Origin of the sequence: Rathayibacter sp. AY1B8 (assembly GCF_002932775.1) — a bacterium.
Taxonomy (GTDB): domain Bacteria; phylum Actinomycetota; class Actinomycetes; order Actinomycetales; family Microbacteriaceae; genus Rathayibacter.
In genome coordinates this window covers 19537-38044 of sequence record NZ_PSWJ01000014.1, presented here as the reverse complement: position 1 = coordinate 38044, position 18508 = coordinate 19537, and the positions used below count along the sequence as shown (strand labels likewise).

Here is an 18508-nt window from a genome sequence, read left to right as displayed (position 1 = left end):
GATCGGCGCGCTCAGTCGGTGGGACGGGAGGCGTCGGCGTCGGGCGAGGGGGTGGCCGCGTCGGGGCTCGAGGCGGCGGGGTCGGCCGCGCTCGGGTCCGCAGCGCCGAGGTCGGCGGCGCCGGCGTCGGCGTCGGCAGCATCCTGCTCGGCTGTGCCGGTCTCCTCACCGTTCACCTCGGCAGCGGACGCTTTAGCCGCAGTCTCCGCCGCGCCCGCCGGGTCGAACCGCGCCAGCGCCGCCGTGATGTTGTCGTGCCCGCCGCGCTCGTTCGCCCAGGCGACCAGCGCCTCCGCGAGCGTGACCGGATCCGCGCCCACCCGCTCCTGCGCCTCGCGCAGCACGCGCGCGAGGTCCTCGGCGGCGGACGCATAGTTCCACAGCCCGTCGGAGCAGACCAGCACCCAGCCCGGCTCGGTCAGCTCCTCGGAGGCGACCCGCGGCTCCTCGTCGTGCGCGTCGGCGCCGAGCCAGCGGGTGATGGCGTGAGCGTCGGGCGCCGTCTCGGCCTGCTCCCGCGGCACTCCCGAGGCGATCTGCTCCTGCGCCCACGAATCGTCGACCGTGAGCTGCCGCGGCTCGCCCGCGTCCGGCATCCAGTAGCTGCGGCTGTCGCCCACGTTGCCCGTGACGAGCAGCGCGCCGTCCAGCACCGCCGCGGTGAAGGTGCACGAGGGCGGATTCGACCGCTTCTCGGGCACGGCCGCGTCGATCGCCCCGGAGGCGCGCGCGGTGGCCATCTGCAGCAGCGCGCGCCAGCGGTCCGCTCCCGCGCTCTCCCCGCCGACCTCGGCCTGCAGCGCGCTGAGTGCCGCACGGGCCGCAGCGAGCGACGCCTTGTCGGAGTCGGGGGTCGAGGAGACCCCGTCGCAGACCACGAGCAGCGCCGTCCTCAGAGAGCCGTCGGCGCCGGTGGTCGCCCCGAGCGCCATCGCGTCCTCGTTGGCCGGGTGCCGGAGCCCGCGGTCGCAGACGCCGCCGACCAGCGGGTGCGGCGCTTCGGCCCAGTGCTCGCGCTCGGTCGGAGCTGGGCGTCCGCACTGCTCACAGTAGCCGTCCTCGGCGACCGCTCCCCCGCAGTAGACGCAGGCGGCGGATCCTCCGACGGCGACGGGCGGAGCGGAGGGGGTGGCCGCGACGATCAGCGGCGTCCCGCAGGCCTCGCAGAACGCGTCGCCCGTCGTGACCGGCTCGCCGCAGTTCGGGCAGGGAGTCGACAGCGCGCCGCTCATGTCAGCGTCCAGCGTCGGACCTCGTTGGCCCGGTCGACGAGGCGCAGGCGCTCGTCGCGCTCGCGAGTGGAGGCGGCGAGCGCGCGGTAGGAGGCCTCGAGGCCGTCGCGGATGGCGGCCTCGTTCGCCTCGACCCCGCCGAGGGTCGCTCCCTCGGCCGGGCCGTCGCGCCGCACCAGCTCGAGGGCGGAGGCGAGGACCTGAGTCGTGAGCTCGAGGCGGGTCCGCTGATCGATCGACACGGAGTCGACGCTCGCGAGGGCGGCCGAGAGCGCGGGCAGCCCGCGGCCCGACTCCGCCAGCAGCTCCGCCCGGCGGCGGCGCGCGTCGGAGTAGGAGGAGCGCGTGGGCGCGACGATGTCGAGCGCGTCGAGCGCCCCGTCGAGGTCGGAGCGCAGCTGCCGCACCCGCGCGAGACCGAAGGCGGCGGGTGCCGTGTAGTTCGCGTCGGCGCGGGCGCAGATCACGTAGAGGGACTCGGCGACCTCGGGCTCACCGCTCGCCTCGCACGCCGCGGCGAGCGCGAGCTTCGGGGCGAGCTCGCCGGGGACCTGCCCGTAGACGGTGTTGAAGGAGGCGCGGGCCCCGATGTCGTCGCCGCGCGCGAGCTGCGCGAGACCGCTCATCCAGACCGCCCGCCACTCCCACGGGTCCTCCGTGAGGATCTCGCCCGTCGCGCGGGCCGCCTCCTCCCAGCGCTGCGCCTCGATCGCCGCCCGGGCGCGGGCGAGCCGCACCTCGACCGTCACGGTGGGCGCGAGCGCGAGAGCGCGCATGCGCACGATCGGGTCGGCGACGTTCACGCCCGCGAGCCACGACCGGGCGGGATCGGACTCGTCGCGGCGGAGCGCCGGCAGCGCGTCCCACGGCGGGACGCGGTCGACCACGTCGGCCACGGGCGCCTCGAACAGGGCCGACTCCGTCGAGTGCAGCGCGGGGTGTCCGGGACCGCGGTCGGTCGCGACGACCTCGCGCAGCACCCCGAGCAGCTGGCCGCGCATCTCGTCCACCGTGGCGAAGCGGTCCTGCGGGTCGGGAGCGCACGCCTTCGCGATCAGGCGGTAGAAGGAGTCGTAGCGCTGGAACAGCGGCGTCTCCGACACCGGCGGCAGCGAGGCGACGAAGGTCGTCTGGTTGCCGCGGAAGTCGAGCACCAGCGAGGCCAGCGTGCGGCCGATCGTGTAGACGTCGGAGGCGACCGAGGGACCGAGGTCGGCGACCTCCGGAGCCTGGTAGCCGACGGTGCCGTAGATGGCGGAGTCCTCGTCGTCGATCCGGCGCACTCCGCCGAGGTCGATCAGCTTGACCTGGTCGCCCACCTGGATCATGTTGTCCGGCTTGAAGTCGCAGTAGAGCAGGCCGTGGTCGTGCAGGTAGGCGAAGGCGGGCATGACCTCGAGCACGAAGGCGAGCGCCTGGTCCACCGGCAGCGGATCCGCGGCGCCGCCGTTGGCGTCCAGCCGCTCCTTCAGGATCTGCTTGAGGCTCGGCCCGCCGACGTACTCCATCACGATGTAGCCGGCGCCGTCGTGCAGGACGAAGTTGTAGATCTCGACGATCAGCGGGTGCTCGACCTCGGCCAGGAACCGGCGCTCGGTGACGGCCGCGGCGTACGCGTCGGGGTCGCCGGAATTGAGCAGGCCCTTGAGCACCACCCAGCGCCCCGAGACGTTCCGGTCGCGCGCGAGGTAGATCCAGCCGAGGCCGCCGTAGGCCAGGCAGCCGACGACCTCGTACTGGCCGCCGACCACGTCGCCCTTCACCAGCTGCGGAGTGAACGAGAACGGCGTGCGGCAGTTGGGGCAGAACCCCTCGGTGCGGCCGGGCCGACCGTCGCGCCCGCGGCCGACGGCGGTGCCGCAGTGCGAGCAGAAGCGCTTGCGCTCGGGGAGGACCGCCTCGGTCATCAGAGCGGCCATCGGGTCGGCGGCCGGGCGGGACGGGACGGTGGTGAGCCCGGCGCCGAGCCTCGGGCCGCGCAGTCGGGTCGAGGTGGTGCCGACGCGGCGGGTGACCTTCGAGCCGGTCTGCGCCGTGCGGGCGGAGCCGAGGGCGGCGGTGGCGAGGCGGGCGGAGGAGGTGCGCGTGCTGCGCGCGGTGGCCGACTCCTCCGCGGGCCCGGGTGCCGTGGCGCCGGGGGTGCCCTCGACGAAGCCGGTGCCGAAGGCGGCGGAGGCGGTGGCCGGCGGGGAGGCCGGAGCGGCGCGGCGCGCGGTCGGCGTGGAGGCGGCGGCGCCCTCCTCGGGCGGGAGGCCGCAGACGTTGCAGTAGCCGTCCTCGATCGTCCCGGTGCAGCCGGGAGTCGCGGTGCAGGGGGCGCCGTTCATGGGGTGGCCTTCCGGTGGTGCGCGGGGTCGGGCTGCGGGAGGTCGCGGGTGACGACGTCGTACTGCTCGACCAGGTGACGGGCGAGCGGGACGGAGCACGGCACCGTGTCGAGGGCTGCGCGCACCTCCTCCTCGGCCGCGACGCCGACGGCGGTGGCAGCGCGGCCGTTGCCCTCGGCACGCTCCCGCAGCGCCCGGAGGCGGAAGCCGAGGGCGGCCCGTTCGCGCAGCGGCGAGGTGTAGGCGGCCTCGACCGCGTCGAACGCGCGGCCGACCGCGGTGAGCCGGGCGAGGTGCGCGTCGAGCGCCTCGCGGTCGGACGGAGGATCGCCCAGCCGGGAGACGTCGGGCACGGCCAGCCGCGGCGGGTCGGCGATCTCGCGGCGGCAGCGGGCCACGAGCTCGCGCAGCGGCGCCTCGCGTCGCTCGGCCGCCTCCGCCAGCTCGCGCGCCCGACGGCGGTCGCGCTCGAGTCCGCGCCGCTCGGACGCGGCGATGATCAGGTCGCGCTCGAGCCGGGCGGAGTCGCTCTCGAGCTGGCCGAGCGGCCCCGACACGTCGGCTCCCCGACCCGCCCGCTCGGCGAGCGCGTCGAGGCGGGAGCGCAGCACGGCGACCCGCTCCGCCCGCTCGCGGTCGACCGTGCCGCCGCCGTCACGGGTGAGGTCGCGGCAGCGCTCGATCTCGGCGCGCACCCCCACGATCCGCCCGGCGACGTCGGTGCCGCTGGGGTCGAGCTCGAGCCGGGAGCGCAGCTGGCCGACGACCGCGTCGCAGAGGCGCACCGCCTCCACCAGCGAGACCGCGCCGCTCCCGGAGGCGTCGAGACGGCCCCAGATCAGCTGCGACATCCGCTCGCGCGCCACGACGTCGACGCGGCCGGAGTCCCAGACCGCCTCGAGCTCGGCGAGGCGCCGGGTGACGGACTCGCGGAGCGACTGGGCGAGCACCACGTCGGCCGTGTAGTTCTCGGCCTGCGGCGACGCCAGCGCGGCGGCGTCCAGCCGCGAGAGCTCGCGCGTGGTCCGCTGGAGCCAGCGGGTGAGAGCGGCGAGGTACTCGAAGAGCTCGCGCTGCGGCGCGGCCTCCCCGAGCCGGCCCGGAGCGACGGGGGTCCCCTCCGCGAGACCGGTGCTCATCGGCCGTACACCGGGGCCGGCGGCGAGGCCTCGCCGAGGACCCCGAGCCAGCGCTCGTAGATGCTCTGCCAGCGGCCGTCGCTGCGGATGCTCTCGAGCGAGGCGTTGACGAAGCGCACGAAGTCGGGGTCGTCGGCGGGCAGGCCGAGGCCGTAGGGCTCCGAGCTCAGGGCGTCGCCGACGACCTTCGCGTACGGGTCCTGCGCCACGAAGCCCGCGAGGATCGTGTCGTCGCCCGCGATGGCGTCGACCTCTCCTGCCTGGAAGAGGGCGAGGCACTGCGAGTGCGTGGCGGCCTCGACGGCCTCGACCTCCGGGTAGTCGTTCTGCAGGCGGCTGAGCGTCGTGGTGCCGCTGGGCGCGCAGACCCTCTCGCCGTCGAGGTCGCCGATGCCCGTGATCGGGACGCCGTCGGGGTCGTCGGAGACGAGCACCTTGAGGCCGGCGTCGTAGTACTCGGACGAGAAGGCGATCGAGCTCCAGCGATCGCAGGTCATCGTGAGGGTGCGGGCCACCATGTCGACCTGCGGGGCGCCGTCGCCGCCGGTGAGCGCGGGGAGGCGCTGAGCGGAGGTGATCACGACGTAGTCGATGGAGTCGCTGCCGAGGATCGCCCGGGCGACCTCGCGGGCGATGTCGACGTCGAAGCCCTCGATCGCCCCCGTGATCGGGTTGCGGGCGCTCATCAGGAGGGTGTCGGCCGAGACGCCGACGCGCAGGGTCCCGCGCCCGCGGATCTCCGTGAGCCTGGTGCTGTCGGTCACGCCGGTCGGCGCGTAGGAGGTGACCGCCGAGGGCGAGCAGTCCGCCGCGGCAGGAGCGGCGGGAGCGGACGCGCTCGCCGTCGGAGTCGGGGTCGCCGCGGCGAGGGGCGTGCCGAGGTCGTCCGCCCCCGTCGTGCAGCCGGTGAGGGCGAGAGCCGCGGCGGTGGCCAGGGCGAGGGCGGCGGCGCGCAGGCGGTTCATCGGTACTCCTCCAGTCGCTGGGCGATGCCGCGCCAGGCGAACACGGCTCCGGCGAGACCGGCCGCCAGCAGGATCCACGAGACGAGGGTCGCGAACTCCGCACCTCTGTCGAGCGTGGTGGCGGCGGCCAGGGCCTTCTCCTGCACCACGTCGCGGGCGTCGTCGGAGAAGGTGGTGAAGAGGTCGTTCGGCGTGCCGTTCCCGGTGATCGTGGCGACGCGGACGGCCTGGTCCCAGTTCCCGGCGTCGTCCGCGGCGCGGATCTCCTCGTGGAACGACTGCCACTGCCCGAACTCGTCGACGAGCCGCGTCCTCGCCAGCTCGTCCTGCAGGTCGCCCGAGAGCTTCTCCCGGGCGGAGTCGACGGCCTGGGTGTAGCGCTCCTCGAGGGCGGCGCCGGAGCCGCGCTTGATCAGCGTGAAGCTCTCGAGCGACTTGGCGTCGCTCGCGGCGATGAGCGCGTTCGACACGGTGAGCGCCTCGCGGTAGGACTCGACCCGTGCCGTCCCCGCGTCCGCCGCGACCGATCCGTAGGCGACCGCCCCGCCGACGCCGACGACCAGCAGGAGGGCGGTCCCCGTGGCGAGCGGGCGGTTGAGGTAGCGGTGCGTGCGGCGGGCGAGCCAGAGCTGCGCCGCCAGGAGGAGGACCAGCATCACGAGCGAGCCGATCATGAGCAGGACGCTCCAGCGGACGGCGTCGTAGGCGGCCGCGACCCGGTCAGCGCCGGAGTCGACGAGCCCGTCGAGGTCCTCGAGGATGCCGCCGTCCCCCGAGAGGGCAGTCGACGCCTGGTCGAGGTACGCCGAGGCGACGGGGAAGCCCTGCCGGTTGTTGGCCCGCGCCTGCTCGATCAGCCCGCTGTAGGTCGTGATGCTGCTGGCGACCCGGGCGAGGGCCCGGGTGTCCGCCGAGTCGGCGGCCGAGAGCCCGGCGATCGCGGAGGCGGCGCCGGTGAGGCTCGAGACGTACGACGCCCGCAGCTCGGTCGGCTCCAGTCCGCCGACGAGGAAGGTGTTGGCCGCGATCGCGTTGGCGTCCACCAGCAGCGTGCGGACGTTCTGCACGCCGAGCAGCTGCGCCGACTGCTCCCGGGCCGTCGTCGCGGCGCGCGCCTGCATCGCTCCTGCCTGCTGCGCGAACACGCCGAACAGCACGGCCGCCAGCGCCGTCAGGGCGAGCAGGAGGCGCAGGGTGGCCGGAGTGGTCGCGGTCGCGCGGGCCAGCAGCGACGGCTTCCGCTGCGCCGGCCGGTTGGCGACCTGGACGAGGGGCGGCTCGGGGATCCTCTGCGCGGGCGGCGCGGCGGGTGCGGTGCTCAACGGCTCTCCTCCTCGGGGTCGTCGGTGACGGGGACGGCCGTGCCGCTCGGGGCGGCGTCCGCCTGCCCGAGGGCCTCCTCAGAGCCGTCGACCGCGCCCTCGTCGTCGTCGCCGGCTCCGTCCGGGCTGCTCGAGGCTTCGGGGCTCTCCACCACGTCCTCGGGGAGCAGGATGCGCAGCTCGTCGAGCGTCGGCTCCTCCACGTCGCGGAGGCGCCAGGCGTGCCGGGCGATCGCCGCGTCGAGGACGTTGCGGACCCAGCGCCCGTTGCCGAACGCCTCCGTGCGCTGCTGCGCCGAGGCGAGGCCCGCGAACGCGGCGAGCGCCTCCTCCGTCGGCTCGAAATCCGCGGAGGCGGCGAGGCGGCCGAAGATCGCCGAGAGCTCGTCGTCGGAGTAGTCGGCGAAGTCGATCGTGGTCGAGAAGCGGCTGGCGAGTCCCGGGTTCGTGTCGAGGAAGCCCTGCATCGGCCCGGAGTAGCCGGCGACGATCACGACGAGGTCGCCGCGGTGGTCCTCCATGTCCTTCACGAGGGTGGTGACCGCCTCCGCGCCGTACTGGTCGAGCGCGAGCGCGTAGGCCTCGTCGATGAAGAGGACGCCGCCGCGAGCGGAGGCGATCACCTCCGCGGTCTTCGTCGCGGTCTGCCCGAGGTAGCCGGCCACCAGCTCCGATCGGTCGACCTCGACGAGCACGCCCTTCGAGAGGATGCCGAGCGAGCGGTAGATCCGCGAGACCAGCCGCGCCACCGTCGTCTTGCCCGTGCCGGGGTTCCCCGTGAAGACGAGGTGGCGGGTGAGCGTGGGCGTGCTGAGTCCGGCGGCCTGGCGCAGGGTGTCGATCCGGAGCAGCTGCGTCTGCCGCTTGATCTCGCTCTTCACCCGGTCGAGGCCGATCAGCGCGTCGAGCTCGGCGAGCAGGTCGTCGATGGACTCCGGCGGGTCGAGCGGCTCCGGCTCGGAGGCGGGCTCCGCGGCGGGAGCGGCGGCGGGCGCCGGCTCGTCCTGAGGACCGTCGTGCTCGGTCCGGCGGAGGCGCTCGAGGATCTCGTCGACCCCGGGCACGCCGGCGGGCAGACCGGTCGGCAGGTCGGCGCCCGCGGCACCGTCCGGCGACCGGCCGGTCGTATGCGGTACTCCTCCGCTCGTCGTCGGAGCGGCGCCCCGGGCGCCCGGGACGGCGGAGAGCTGGGCCGCGGCGGTCGCGGAGGCGGAGGCGATGCCGCCGATGCCCGGGTCGCCGAGAGCGCTGGCCGCCGAGACGACCTCGGTCAGGGCGCGGGCGTAGGCGGAGGAGTGGTGAGAGCCCGCGCCGACCAGGGCGGCCAGCTGATCGGTCGGCCCCGACCGCCAGCGCCGGCCGCTCGAGGCGGCGGTGAAGAACGCCTCCAGACCGCCCGTCGCGCCGGTCGCCGCGAGCCAGTCCTGCCCGGCGCCGCGGATCGACTCGGCGACGGCGGCGGCCAGCCGCGCACCCTCGTCGCGGACGGCCGCGGCGTCGAGGCCGGCGGCCGTCCCCGCGAGCACGAGGGCGTCCAGCGCCGGGGCGAGCGCGGTCACGAGGCGCTCGGCGGGGTCAGCGAGCCGGATCCGGACGGCGCTCCCGGCTGCGGAGGCGCGTCGAGACCGCTCGGGGAGAGCGAGGACTCCGTGAACTTCTCGGCCAGGAACTGCCCGTGCGCGATCAGCGCCGAGGCGTCCTGCCGCGAGACGGCGTCCGAGATGCGGTCGAGCGTGCCTCCGAGGAGGTCGAGCTGATCGCAGAGGATCATCAGCGAGGTCTTCCCCCTGTGCACGGCGCGGCGGTCGGCGAAGTCCCTCGGCAGGCGGAGGTAGCCCTCCACCGCCTCGGGGAGGTAGCTGGTCGCGGTCGCGACGACGGTGTGGCCCTGCCGGCTCATCCCGCCGAGGCGGTCGAGACGGGGCACCATCTCGCGGACCGTCTCGTCGATCCGCTGGATGCGCGCCGCGACGATGCCGGGAACCCGGCCCTCCGTCCGCGCGCCGACCCTGTCGAGCGCCGCGAGGATGTCGTCGCTCGTCGGGACGCTCGGCAGAGCGGGCGCGGTCTCCTCCGGCGCCGCGGGGGCACCCGTGAACAGTCGGGAGAACCAGCCCATCGGCTAGCGGCCGAGATCGAGCGAGGACGTCGCGTCGATGTCCGAGTTGCTGCGGCGGGCCCGCTCGACGTACTCGCCGGCCTTCGCCGTCTCGGTCTGCAGGACTCCGACGGTCTGGGCCATGCTGTCGAGCGCCTTGATCTTGAAGTCCGAGATCGAGTCCATCGTCTGGTAGATGTTCGCGAACGCGGCCTGCAGCTGCGGCAGCCCGACCGTGGCCGAGGCGGCCTGCGACTGGATCGAGGCCGACTGGTCGGCGAGCATGCGCGAGGTGGCCTCGATCATGTTGGACGTCGTGGTGTTCAGCGCCGTGATCTGATCGAGCACGAGGCGCTGGTTGGCGAGCGCCTGCGCCACGATGACCGCCGTGCGCAGCGCCGAGACGGTCGTGGTCGTCGCACGGTCGACGCCCTTGATCAGCTCGACGTTGTTCTTGATGACGACGTCGATCGCGAGGTAGCCCTGGATCGACACGGCCAGCTGGGTCAGCAGGTCCTGGTGCTTCTGGCGCGCGTAGAAGAGGACGTCCTCGCGCAGCGCCTTCGCCCGCTCCGGATCGGTCGCGTCGAGCTCGGCGATCTTCGCCGAGAGCTTCACGTCGAGCCGCTCGGCGACGTAGATGTACTCGTTGAGACGGGTCATCGTCTCCCAGAGGTTCTGCTTCTCGAGATTCAGGGCCGCGTTGTCCTTCCGCAGCTCGTCCTGCCCGTCGTACAGGGCCTGGATGATCGCGTTCAGGTGCGACTGGGCGCTCTCGTAGCGGCGGAAGTAGTCGGTGATCTTGTTGCCGAACGGGATGAAGCCCAGGATCTTCTTCTGCAGGTTGTCCTCGGACGGGTCCAGATCCTCCACCGTGCGGCGCAGCTCGAGCAGCGTCTTGCCGATGGTCGACCCCTCGGAGAGCCCGCCCTCCTGGAGGGCGCGCACCGGCGTGCTCAGCAGCCGGTTCGACGAGTCGGCGGCCGAGCGGATGTCGGCGTCGCCCATCGTGCGGATGTCGTTGGCCCGCGTCGCGAACTCGGGGCTGCGGGACTCCGTCGCCAGGAGCGTGTCGAGGTAGCCGTCGACCTTCGCCTCGAGGCCGGGCAGTGCGGCTTCCGGCACCTTCGGCGCGATCGACGGCGCCGAGGTGGTCGGCACCGCTGCCACCGGCTCCGGAGGCGTGAGCGAGAGGGCGTTCTGGACGGGCGGCTGCAGGGCCTCGGTCATCGGGATCCTCACCGTTCCTGGCGCTCGGCGCCGACTGGGATGAACGTCCGCCCAGCATATCCCGGGCCCTCCCGCGGGATCCCCGCGAGCCGCCTCGTCCGAGGACTCGACGCGATCGGGCGGCTGTGGAGGAGCGTCCGCCGCCGGTCAGACCGCCTTCGGGCGCCTCCGCAGCGTCGCCACCGCGACTCCGGCCAGGGCGAGCGCGCCTCCGAGCAGCGCGGCGAGCGGCGGGGTCTCGCCCAGGACGAGCCAGGACAGCAGCACCACCACCGCGGGCACCGCGTAGGTGGACGCCGCGGTGCGACCCGCGCTGGAGCGCGCGAGGACGTACCCCCACGTCGTGAAGGCGACGGCCGTCGGGAAGATCCCGAGGTAGACCACGGCCAGGATCGAGGAGAGCGGAGCGGCGGCGAGCGCCTCGACGAGCTCCGGGGCGAAGGGCAGGCACGCGACCGTGCCGGCGAGGCAGCCGAGCCAGGTCATCGTCGGTGCGTCGATCCGTCCCAGCAGGCGCTTCTGAAGGGTCGCCGCGCTGCCGTAGACGACGGCGGCGACCAGGCCGAGGGCGACGCCGATCACGTCGAACTGCCCGGTGGAGGTGGAGAACGCGATCACCGCGACGCCGGTAAGCGCCACGAGCATCCCGGCGAGGAGACGGCGGGGGAATCCCTCCCCCAGCAGCAGCCCGGCGAGCACGGCGGTGATCATCGGCGCGATGTTCACCAGCAGCGCCGCCGTCCCCGCGTCGACATGCCGCTCCGCAGCGTTCAACGCCAGGTTGTAGACCCCGAACCAGGCGACCCCCCAGCCCAGCACGAGCAGGAGGAGGCGCCCGCGCGGGACCGCCGTGCGCGGATCCGGAGCCGCCTCCGAGCGGTGCCTCCGGGCGATGAGGACGACGCGCACCACCGTGAGCGCGAGCGACCCCACCACGATGCGGCCGAGGGTCAGCGCGCCCGGGCCGAAGTCCTCCGTCGTGGCGCGGATGCCGACGAAGGCCGACGCCCAGAGCAGGACGGTGACCGCGATCGCTCCCCACAGCGGGAGGGCGTCCCTCGTGGAGGGCGGGGCGGAGGAGGAGACGTCGGTCATGAGGCCATCGTGGCGCTGCCGGGGATTCAGCACCAGTTCCGTTCACTGTCGGATCGTTCAGCCGGACTGTACGGTCGTCTCATGCTCGATGTGCACCGGCTCCGCATCCTCCGCTCCGTCGTCGCCTCCGGCTCGATCGCGGGAGCCGCCTCCAGCCTCGGCTACACGTCCTCCGCCGTCAGCCAGCACCTCTCCGCTCTGCAGCGCGAGACCGGACTGACCCTGCTGGAGCGGGTGGGCCGCGGCGTCCGCCCGACCCCAGCCGGACGCGCCCTCGCCGCCCAGGCGGACCGCGTCCTCGAGCGCCTCGCCGAAGCGGAGGCCGTGGTGGAGGAGCTGCGCGAGGGCCGCTCCGGCCGCCTCTCGGTGACGTACTTCGCCTCCGTCGGCAGCGCCTGGATGCCGGAGGTCGCCCGCCGGCTGAGCGCCGCGTTCCCGGGCCTCGCCCTCGACCTGCGCCTGGGAGAGGAGCTCGACGACGACCTCGGCGCGCGCCCCGACGTGCAGCTCCTCGTCGCCTCCTCCGAGCCGACCGCCCCCGGATTCACGGCGCACCACCTCCTCGACGACCCCTACCTCGTCGTCCTGCCCGACGGTCATCCGCTCGCCTCCCGGAGCGAGATCGACCTCGCCGAGCTCGCGAACGAGCGCTGGGTCGACAACGACCTGCCCACCGGCTGGTGCCGCCGGAACGTCGTGGAGGCCTGCGCCGCCGCCGGGTTCGCGCCGCCCTTCCACGTCCAGGCCAACGACCACATCACCGCCGCCGCGTTCGTCGCCGCGGGCATGGGCGTGACGGTCCTGCCGGAGCTCGCGGCCCACCGCCTGCCGGACGGCGTCCGCGCCGTGCCCGTCGTCCGTCCCCGGCCCGTCCGCTCCCTCGAGGCCGTCGTGCGGAACTCCGCCGCCTCCTCCGCACCGGTGGCCCTGGTGCTGGAGACACTGAAGGCACTCGTCGCACGCCGTTGAGCGCGCCTGCACGGGCGAGCTCGCAGCACATCGGAGCACGATGGGCGCGTGAGCTCCGTCGAACCCGTCACCCGTTCCGCGCCCGCGCTCGGCGGACCGCGCATCCTGAAGCAGCGCTGGACCGAGGCGACGTTCCTGCACTGGCGGGTCGACCCCGCCCTGGTGGCGCCCCACCTCCCGGCCGGGACGAGGCCCGACGAGCACGACGGCTCCTCCTGGGTGGGCCTGATCCCGTTCCGGCTCTCGCGGACGGCCTTCCTCGGCGGCCCGCGGGTGCCCTGGCTCGGCACCTTCCCCGAGGTGAACGTCCGGCTCTACTCCGTCGACGAGCAGGGACGACGCGGAGTCGTGTTCGTCTCGCTCGACGCCTCCCACCTCCTTCCCGTGCTCACCGCGCAGGCGGTGTTCGGGCTCCCCTACCGCTGGGCCCGGATGAGCATCGAGCACCGCCACGGCGCGGTGATCTACGACACGATCCGGCACTCGGACTCGGCCGCCCGCTCCCGGATCGTCGTCCGCCCGGGCGACCCGGTCGGCGAGGACCCGCTCGCCTCGTTCCTCACCGCACGCTGGGCCTACCACGAGCGCCACCTTGGCTCCACCTGGTACGGCCGCAACCTGCACCGGCCGTGGCCGCTGCGCCGCGCGGAGCTGCTCGCGCTCGACGACGGGCTGCTCGACGCCGCGGGCTTCCCCGGGCTGGCGACGCGCGCGCCGGACTCGGTGCTGTACTCGGCGGGAGTGGAGACCGTGTTCACGGTGCCGCGGAAGGTGTGAGGGGGCGACGCTCCTCCACAGACGGTTCTTCGCGATGCTGTCCGATGAAACGGCGCTCCCGAGGCCCACGGCGAGACTTCGTCCGGTGAGATCAGGGCATGAAGGAATCGGCGACAGTAGACGACGCGCTCACGGAGGCGCTCGCGCTCGCCGGCTCACGGCACGCTGAGCGGTCCGCCGTCGAGGCATCCCGGTATCGGGCAGTCGAGGAGGCACGCCGCCTCGCGATGGCGGCACCGGCGGCGCTCGTCGGCGAGCACGTCCAGGTGCAGGTGGATCGGGCGGAGGCGGCGCACCGGGCGCTGATCGCGGAGCTCGCGACGGGACTTCGGGTCTCGGAGGCGCACGCCTCTGCACTGGTCGACGAGGCGCGCCTGCTGGTGAACGACCTCCCGGCGACGTTGCGCGCACTCGCGGACGGAGCGCTCTCCCCCGAGCACGCGCGACTCGTGGTGCGAGGAGCGCTCGACGTCCCCGCCGAGGTCCGTGGGCGCTTCGACGAGGAGGCCGCGACGATCGCGGTCGCCTGCACGCCGCCCCAGCTGCGACGCGCCCTCCGGTCGCTCCGGGAACGGCTGCACCCGCAGACGCTCAGCGAACGTCATCGGGACTGCGCCCGTCGACGCGCGCTCTGGGTGGAGGGCCTCGACGACGGGATGGCGATCCTGCACCTCTACACCGCAGCTCCCGATGTGCTCGGCGCGATGGACAGGATCGACCGGGCCGCCCGCTCCCTCGCGGATCTGCCGGACGAGGAGCGGACGCTGGGCCAGCTCCGCGCAGACATCGCCGCTGCGCTGCTGGTCGACGGGGAGACATCGGCCGAGGGAGACGGCACGTCGATGCCTGCGGGAGTGCGCGCCGAAGTCGCGGTGACCGTGCCTGCACTGACCCTCCTCGGGCGCTCCGACCAGCCCGCCGTCCTCGACGGATACGGACCCGTCGATCCGGAGACCGCGCGGCGTCTCGCAGCAGGTGCTCCCTCGTTCACGCGGCTGCTCACCCATCCGGAGAGCGGAGCGGTCCTCTCCGTCGGACGCGATTCCTACCGAGTGCCGGCGGACCTGCGTCGCCACCTCCAGCACCGCGACGGGACCTGCCGGTTCCCGGGATGCACCCGCAGCACCCGCCACGCGGACGTCGACCACACGAACGACTGGCAGCACGGAGGCACCACGTCGGCCGACAACCTCGCGCACCTCTGCCGACACCACCACCGGCTCCGCCACACCACGGGGTGGACGCACCGGCAGGAGCCGGACGGCACGCTGCGCTGGACGAGCCCGACGGGACGGCAGCATGTCACCCGGCCGGGCGAGCCGGGGGACAGGGCGGAGGGCGGACAGGTCCGAGCGGAGACCGCGGGCCGTGACACGGGCAGGTCGGATGGTCGAGACCGGCAGGTCAAGGGGCGGGCCCGCTTCGGCGCGCCTGCGTAGCGTGGACGGCACGGGCCGATAGGCGCGGAAGCGACAAGAGGGGCAGCGACATGGCAGGAACGAAGGACAGGAAAGACGCGACGACGGGGACCTCCGCGGTGCTCTTCGACATCGACGGGACCCTCGCCGACACGAACTTCCTCCACGTCGAGGCGTGGTCGCGCGCCTTCTGGCAGGCCGACCTCGTCGTCCCCGCCTGGCGCATCCAACGAGCGATCGGCGCAGACTCGTCGGAGCTGCTCGACATGCTCCTCGAGGACGACGTGAAGGAGGAGCAGCGCGCACTGGTGAAGTCGCTGCACACCAAGAACTACGCCGAGACGACAGCACGCATCGTTCCACTCCCGGGAGCTCGCGAGCTCATCGCGACGCTTGTCGGTCGAGGCGTCCACGTCGTCCTCGCCACCTCGGCACCGCAGAACGAGCTGGACGTGCTTCTCGACGTCCTCGACTTCGGCGGCTCCGTCCACGCTGTCACCAGCGGCGCAGACGTCTCGACCGCCAAGCCAGCACCCGACCTGATCTCGATCGCGCTCGACCGCGCGGGCGTCTCCGTCGACCGCGCCGTCATGGTCGGCGACGCGACCTGGGACGTCCTGGCCGCCGAGCGCGCGGGCCTGGCAACGGTCGGAGTCCTCTCCGGCGGTACCTCGGAGCACGAACTCCGCGAGGCCGGGGCCGTCGCCGTCTACGAGGACGCGGCGGCCGTCCTCACCGGTCTCGGTGAAGGGCCCCTCGCTAGCCTCCTGAACTGACCGACCGCCACCCCAGGAGGCTCACGAGCCTCAGTCGCGGGGTCGCCGTCGCAGCACGAGGAGCGTCACTCCGATGGCGGCGGCGACCGCGGCGAGAGCGCCGCCGATCCACAGGACGTCCTCGAGGAGTGCCGGGTCCGATCCGGACGTCGCCTGCGCTTCGTCGGCGGACTCGGCCTGTCCTCCTGAGACCGCGACGGTGCCGTTGCAGTCCGGGACCGAGTCCGACCCGTCGGCGAGCGCGGTCCCGTCGGCCGGCGTCCAGTCGAACGCGTACTGGCCCGACACGGGGTGCCCGTCGGTCGACACGACCTGCCACGTCACCTCGTACTCCCCCGCCGCGCCGAGCTCGAGCGGCATCGACGCTTCCGGCCCGACGACGCTGACGCAGCCGTCGCCGTAGTAGAGCCCGTCCGGCCCGACGACGCGCAGAGCCGCCGCCGTTCCGTCTGTCCCGAGGACGAGCAGGTCGTCGTTCGTCGTCAGCACCAGCGTTCCCGGCTGCTCCGTCACGGTCGAGTCCGCAGCGGGAGTCGTCGAGACGAGGTAGTTGTGCGCGCTGGCGGGCGCCGCCACAGCGATCGAGCCGAGCAGCCCGATCGCGGTCGCGGCGACGAGGGCCTTCCGACGGGTCACGCCGACGCCCGGGGTCCGCGGCGGCGGGAGGCGAGCCCGACGGCCAAGCCGACCGCGCCGACGACGAGCCCGCCGACTCCGAGGATGCGGGCGAGCACGTCGTCGCCGCTCGTGGCCGTCGTCGCCGAGGCGGTGGTCGCGACCGCGTCGTCACCGTCGCCGTCGTCGTCGTGTCCGCCCCCGTGGCCGGACCCTGCTTCCGCCGCGGTCACCGCGACGGTGGGAGCGGGCAGCTCGGGCTCGTCCTGGCCGTCGACGGTCGGCTGGTCCCAGGCGGTGCTGCCGGTCTCGCACGTCTGCAGCACGGGGAACTCCAGCGTGGAGCCGGCTGCGTCCTCGGGGAGCTGAAGCTGGAGGGCGACGGTGTCGCGGTAGCCGTCGGCGAGGGGCGTCTTCGCCGTGTAGACCACGTCCGAGACCCGCTTGGTCGCGGTGTTCCCGTGGGAGTCGGTGACCGGGTCGGCGATCGCGACCTCGTTCTTCACGACGTCCCAGTTCGGGTTGATCGTCGGGCTGACCGAGTTGATGCCGTCGGGCATCGTGATCGTGAGTCCCGTCGTCGGCGAGCCCTCGCAGCCGTGGGCCAGCGAGAACGTCACCACCGTGTACGAGCCGGCGGCGGTGCTGCTCGCCGCCGCGGTCACGTGGGCGCTGGCCGCCGTGGGCGCGGCGACAGCGAGCGCGATCGATCCGACGGCGACGAGTGCGCCGCTGCCGACGAGGCGGAGCCGCGAGAAGGAAGAAGAAGAAGAAGAAGAAGAAGAAGAACGGGTCATGACGGTCGTGTCCTCGGGGGAGATCCGGCGCGGGGCCGGGAGTTCTGGACGCAGCGCGGGTTCGCGGTGCGTGCGGGGCGCCGACCGGAGCCGCTCCCGCACGGGAGGGGCGTCAGGCGGCGCGGAGGACCCGCAGCGGCGGCCCGCGGTGCCGGAGGATCGAGAGGACCGCGTCGAGGGATCGAGTCGCCCGCGGCTCGTGGGTACCCGTTATCGAGACGCCGGGGGCCGACGGGAGTGCGACCGCGGACGCGCGGGCGACGATCCGTACGACGACGCGCTGGAGGCCTGCTCCCAGCGTCCAGAAGAGGCGCTCGCCGTACCGGAACGCCGCGATCGTGAAGGCAGCCGCAGCGAGGTGGGCGACGAGCATCAGCGGAGCGTGAGTCGCGTGTCCGCCTCCGCCGGCGATCAGCTCGATGGTCGACCCGTCGTGGAAGTGCGCGCCGGTGCCCGTCGTCCCGACCACGCTCACCTCCCCACCGCTGCCCGTGATGAGGAAGAGGCCGTGGTACGCGATCTGGCTGAGGAGCACGGAGAGCGTCAGCCGGGGAAGGGACAGACGGCGCCCCGAGAGGAGGACGCAGACGACGACGGCGAACGCCGCGGCGAGGGCGAGCACGGCAGGAGCGGGGGTCTCGGCGCCCGCGAGCGTGTGGGAGGCGGCGGCCGTGGCGGTCGCTGCGAGAGCGGCGGCGACGCCGCGAGCCACTCGTGCACCTCGGGTCTGCACTCGCCCGTCCTCTCGTCGTCGCGTCGACGCGTGCGCGCGACGTCTCCAGGGTAATCGACGCGGCGGAGCAGCTCCCCGCCGTCCCGGTTCCCTGCCGTTACGAAGCCGTTACCTAGATCACCGAAAGAAATCCAAACCCCCGCAGGGAGGGCTCCGAACACATGTCAACGGCCGCGACACGGTCCACACAGAACAGGTCCTCCGCATCACGTGGGGGCCGTCTCACGAAGGAGTAATCCCATGCGATCCACCAAGCGTTCCGCCCTCGCCGCATTCGCCCTGCTGGGCACCGCCGCCCTCGGCCTCACCGCCTGCTCGAGCGGAAGCGGCTCGACCACCGCCGCCAGCGACGCGGCGACCGAGATGTCGACCCCGATGGCCACCTCGTCGGCCTCCGCCTCCTCGACCCCCATGGCGACCATGGACCCGGCCGCGAACCTCGTCGGCCCCGGCTGTGCCGCCTACGCCGAGCAGGTCCCGGACGGCGCCGGCTCGGTCGAGGGCATGTCGCTCGACCCCGTTGCGACCGCCGCGTCGAACAACCCGCTGCTCACCACCCTGACCGCTGCGGTCTCCGGTGGCCTCAACCCCGACGTCAACCTCGTCGACACGCTGAACAGCGGCGAGTTCACCGTCTTCGCCCCGGTCGACGACGCGTTCGCCAAGCTCGACGCCGCGACCGTCGACTCCCTCAAGACCCCCGAGGGCGCCGCCACGCTGTCCTCGATCCTGACCTACCACGTCGTCCCCGGCCAGATCGCCCCTGACGCGATCGCCGGCGACCACGCCACCGTCCAGGGTGGCAACCTCACCGTCACCGGTTCCGGCGACGACCTGAAGGTCAACGACGCGTCCGTCATCTGCGGTGGCGTCCAGACCGCCAACGCGACCGTCTACCTCATCGACACCGTGCTGACCCCCCCGGCCAGCTGATTCCCCTCACCGGCTCCGGCCGGTGAACACGCCGAAGGGCGGGCACCGCGAGGTGTCCGCCCTTCGGCGTTCGTGCGTGCAG

General features: G+C 73.7%; 17 protein-coding genes. 5 read left to right on the top strand and 12 right to left on the bottom strand.

The window, feature by feature from the left end; translation table 11 throughout:
• Window positions 1-11: 11 nt before the first annotated feature.
• From C5C63_RS09910 to C5C63_RS09870, 9 genes are all read right to left on the bottom strand, one after another.
• On the bottom strand, window positions 12-1232 hold the full coding sequence (locus C5C63_RS09910) for a PP2C family serine/threonine-protein phosphatase (protein WP_104325972.1): 1221 nt from the start codon (window positions 1230-1232) through the stop codon (window positions 12-14).
• Window positions 1229-3559 carry a serine/threonine-protein kinase gene (locus C5C63_RS09905; RefSeq protein ID WP_104325971.1) on the bottom strand — a complete coding sequence of 777 codons (2331 nt, stop codon included), beginning with the start codon at window positions 3557-3559 and terminating at the stop codon, window positions 1229-1231. The genes C5C63_RS09910 and C5C63_RS09905 overlap by 4 nt, the downstream gene beginning before the upstream one ends.
• Entirely contained in the window at window positions 3556-4698 is a 1143-nt protein-coding gene (locus tag C5C63_RS09900; RefSeq protein ID WP_104295290.1) for a hypothetical protein, read from the bottom strand. Before C5C63_RS09900 ends, C5C63_RS09905 begins: the two co-directional genes overlap by 4 nt.
• Window positions 4695-5663, bottom strand: a complete 969-nt coding sequence (locus tag C5C63_RS09895) for a glutamate ABC transporter substrate-binding protein (RefSeq protein WP_104295289.1) — start codon at window positions 5661-5663, stop codon at window positions 4695-4697. Before C5C63_RS09895 ends, C5C63_RS09900 begins: the two co-directional genes overlap by 4 nt.
• A complete protein-coding gene (locus tag C5C63_RS09890) occupies window positions 5660-6985 on the bottom strand; it encodes a hypothetical protein (RefSeq protein WP_104295288.1) in 1326 nt (441 codons plus the stop codon). The genes C5C63_RS09895 and C5C63_RS09890 overlap by 4 nt, the downstream gene beginning before the upstream one ends.
• Window positions 6982-8544, bottom strand: coding sequence for an AAA family ATPase (locus C5C63_RS09885; protein ID WP_258065428.1), 1563 nt, complete (start codon window positions 8542-8544; stop codon window positions 6982-6984). Before C5C63_RS09885 ends, C5C63_RS09890 begins: the two co-directional genes overlap by 4 nt.
• Window positions 8541-9104, bottom strand: a complete 564-nt coding sequence (locus tag C5C63_RS09880; protein ID WP_104226185.1) for a hypothetical protein — start codon at window positions 9102-9104, stop codon at window positions 8541-8543. The genes C5C63_RS09885 and C5C63_RS09880 overlap by 4 nt, the downstream gene beginning before the upstream one ends.
• A gap of 3 nt (window positions 9105-9107) precedes the next feature.
• Window positions 9108-10313, bottom strand: a complete 1206-nt coding sequence (locus C5C63_RS09875) for a toxic anion resistance protein (protein WP_104223833.1) — start codon at window positions 10311-10313, stop codon at window positions 9108-9110.
• 147 nt (window positions 10314-10460) lie between these two features.
• Complete coding sequence (locus C5C63_RS09870; RefSeq protein WP_104325970.1) at window positions 10461-11408, bottom strand: DMT family transporter; 948 nt, start codon at window positions 11406-11408, stop codon at window positions 10461-10463.
• An 81-nt stretch (window positions 11409-11489) separates the two neighbouring features.
• On the opposite strand from C5C63_RS09870, the gene C5C63_RS09865 reads away from it, so the two are divergent.
• The 4 genes from C5C63_RS09865 (at window position 11490) to C5C63_RS09850 (ending at window position 15348) form a co-directional block, all read left to right on the top strand.
• Entirely contained in the window at window positions 11490-12377 is an 888-nt protein-coding gene (locus tag C5C63_RS09865) for a LysR family transcriptional regulator (RefSeq protein WP_104325969.1), read from the top strand.
• Window positions 12378-12425: 48 nt separating this feature from the next.
• Window positions 12426-13154 carry a YqjF family protein gene (locus tag C5C63_RS09860; protein ID WP_104237664.1) on the top strand — a complete coding sequence of 243 codons (729 nt, stop codon included), beginning with the start codon at window positions 12426-12428 and terminating at the stop codon, window positions 13152-13154.
• A gap of 98 nt (window positions 13155-13252) precedes the next feature.
• Window positions 13253-14593: an HNH endonuclease signature motif containing protein gene (locus C5C63_RS09855; RefSeq protein ID WP_104325968.1), complete on the top strand. Its 1341-nt coding sequence runs from the start codon at window positions 13253-13255 to the stop codon at window positions 14591-14593.
• A 50-nt stretch (window positions 14594-14643) separates the two neighbouring features.
• A complete protein-coding gene (locus tag C5C63_RS09850) occupies window positions 14644-15348 on the top strand; it encodes an HAD family hydrolase (protein WP_104325967.1) in 705 nt (234 codons plus the stop codon).
• Between the two features lie 30 nt (window positions 15349-15378).
• Here the strand turns inward: C5C63_RS09850 and C5C63_RS09845 are convergent, their stop codons facing one another.
• The 3 genes from C5C63_RS09845 to C5C63_RS09835 form a co-directional block, all read right to left on the bottom strand.
• Window positions 15379-15984: a copper resistance CopC family protein gene (locus C5C63_RS09845; protein ID WP_104325966.1), complete on the bottom strand. Its 606-nt coding sequence runs from the start codon at window positions 15982-15984 to the stop codon at window positions 15379-15381.
• The gene (locus C5C63_RS09840) at window positions 15981-16760 is read right to left on the bottom strand and encodes a YcnI family protein (protein WP_104325965.1); all 780 of its coding nucleotides are present in this window, start codon (window positions 16758-16760) and stop codon (window positions 15981-15983) included. Before C5C63_RS09840 ends, C5C63_RS09845 begins: the two co-directional genes overlap by 4 nt.
• Before the next feature lie 112 nt (window positions 16761-16872).
• On the bottom strand, window positions 16873-17493 hold the full coding sequence (locus tag C5C63_RS09835) for a hypothetical protein (protein WP_146086375.1): 621 nt from the start codon (window positions 17491-17493) through the stop codon (window positions 16873-16875).
• Between the two features lie 240 nt (window positions 17494-17733).
• Between C5C63_RS09835 and C5C63_RS09830 the strand changes: the two genes are divergently transcribed.
• Entirely contained in the window at window positions 17734-18426 is a 693-nt protein-coding gene (locus C5C63_RS09830) for a fasciclin domain-containing protein (protein ID WP_104223824.1), read from the top strand.
• Window positions 18427-18508 lie beyond the last annotated feature (82 nt).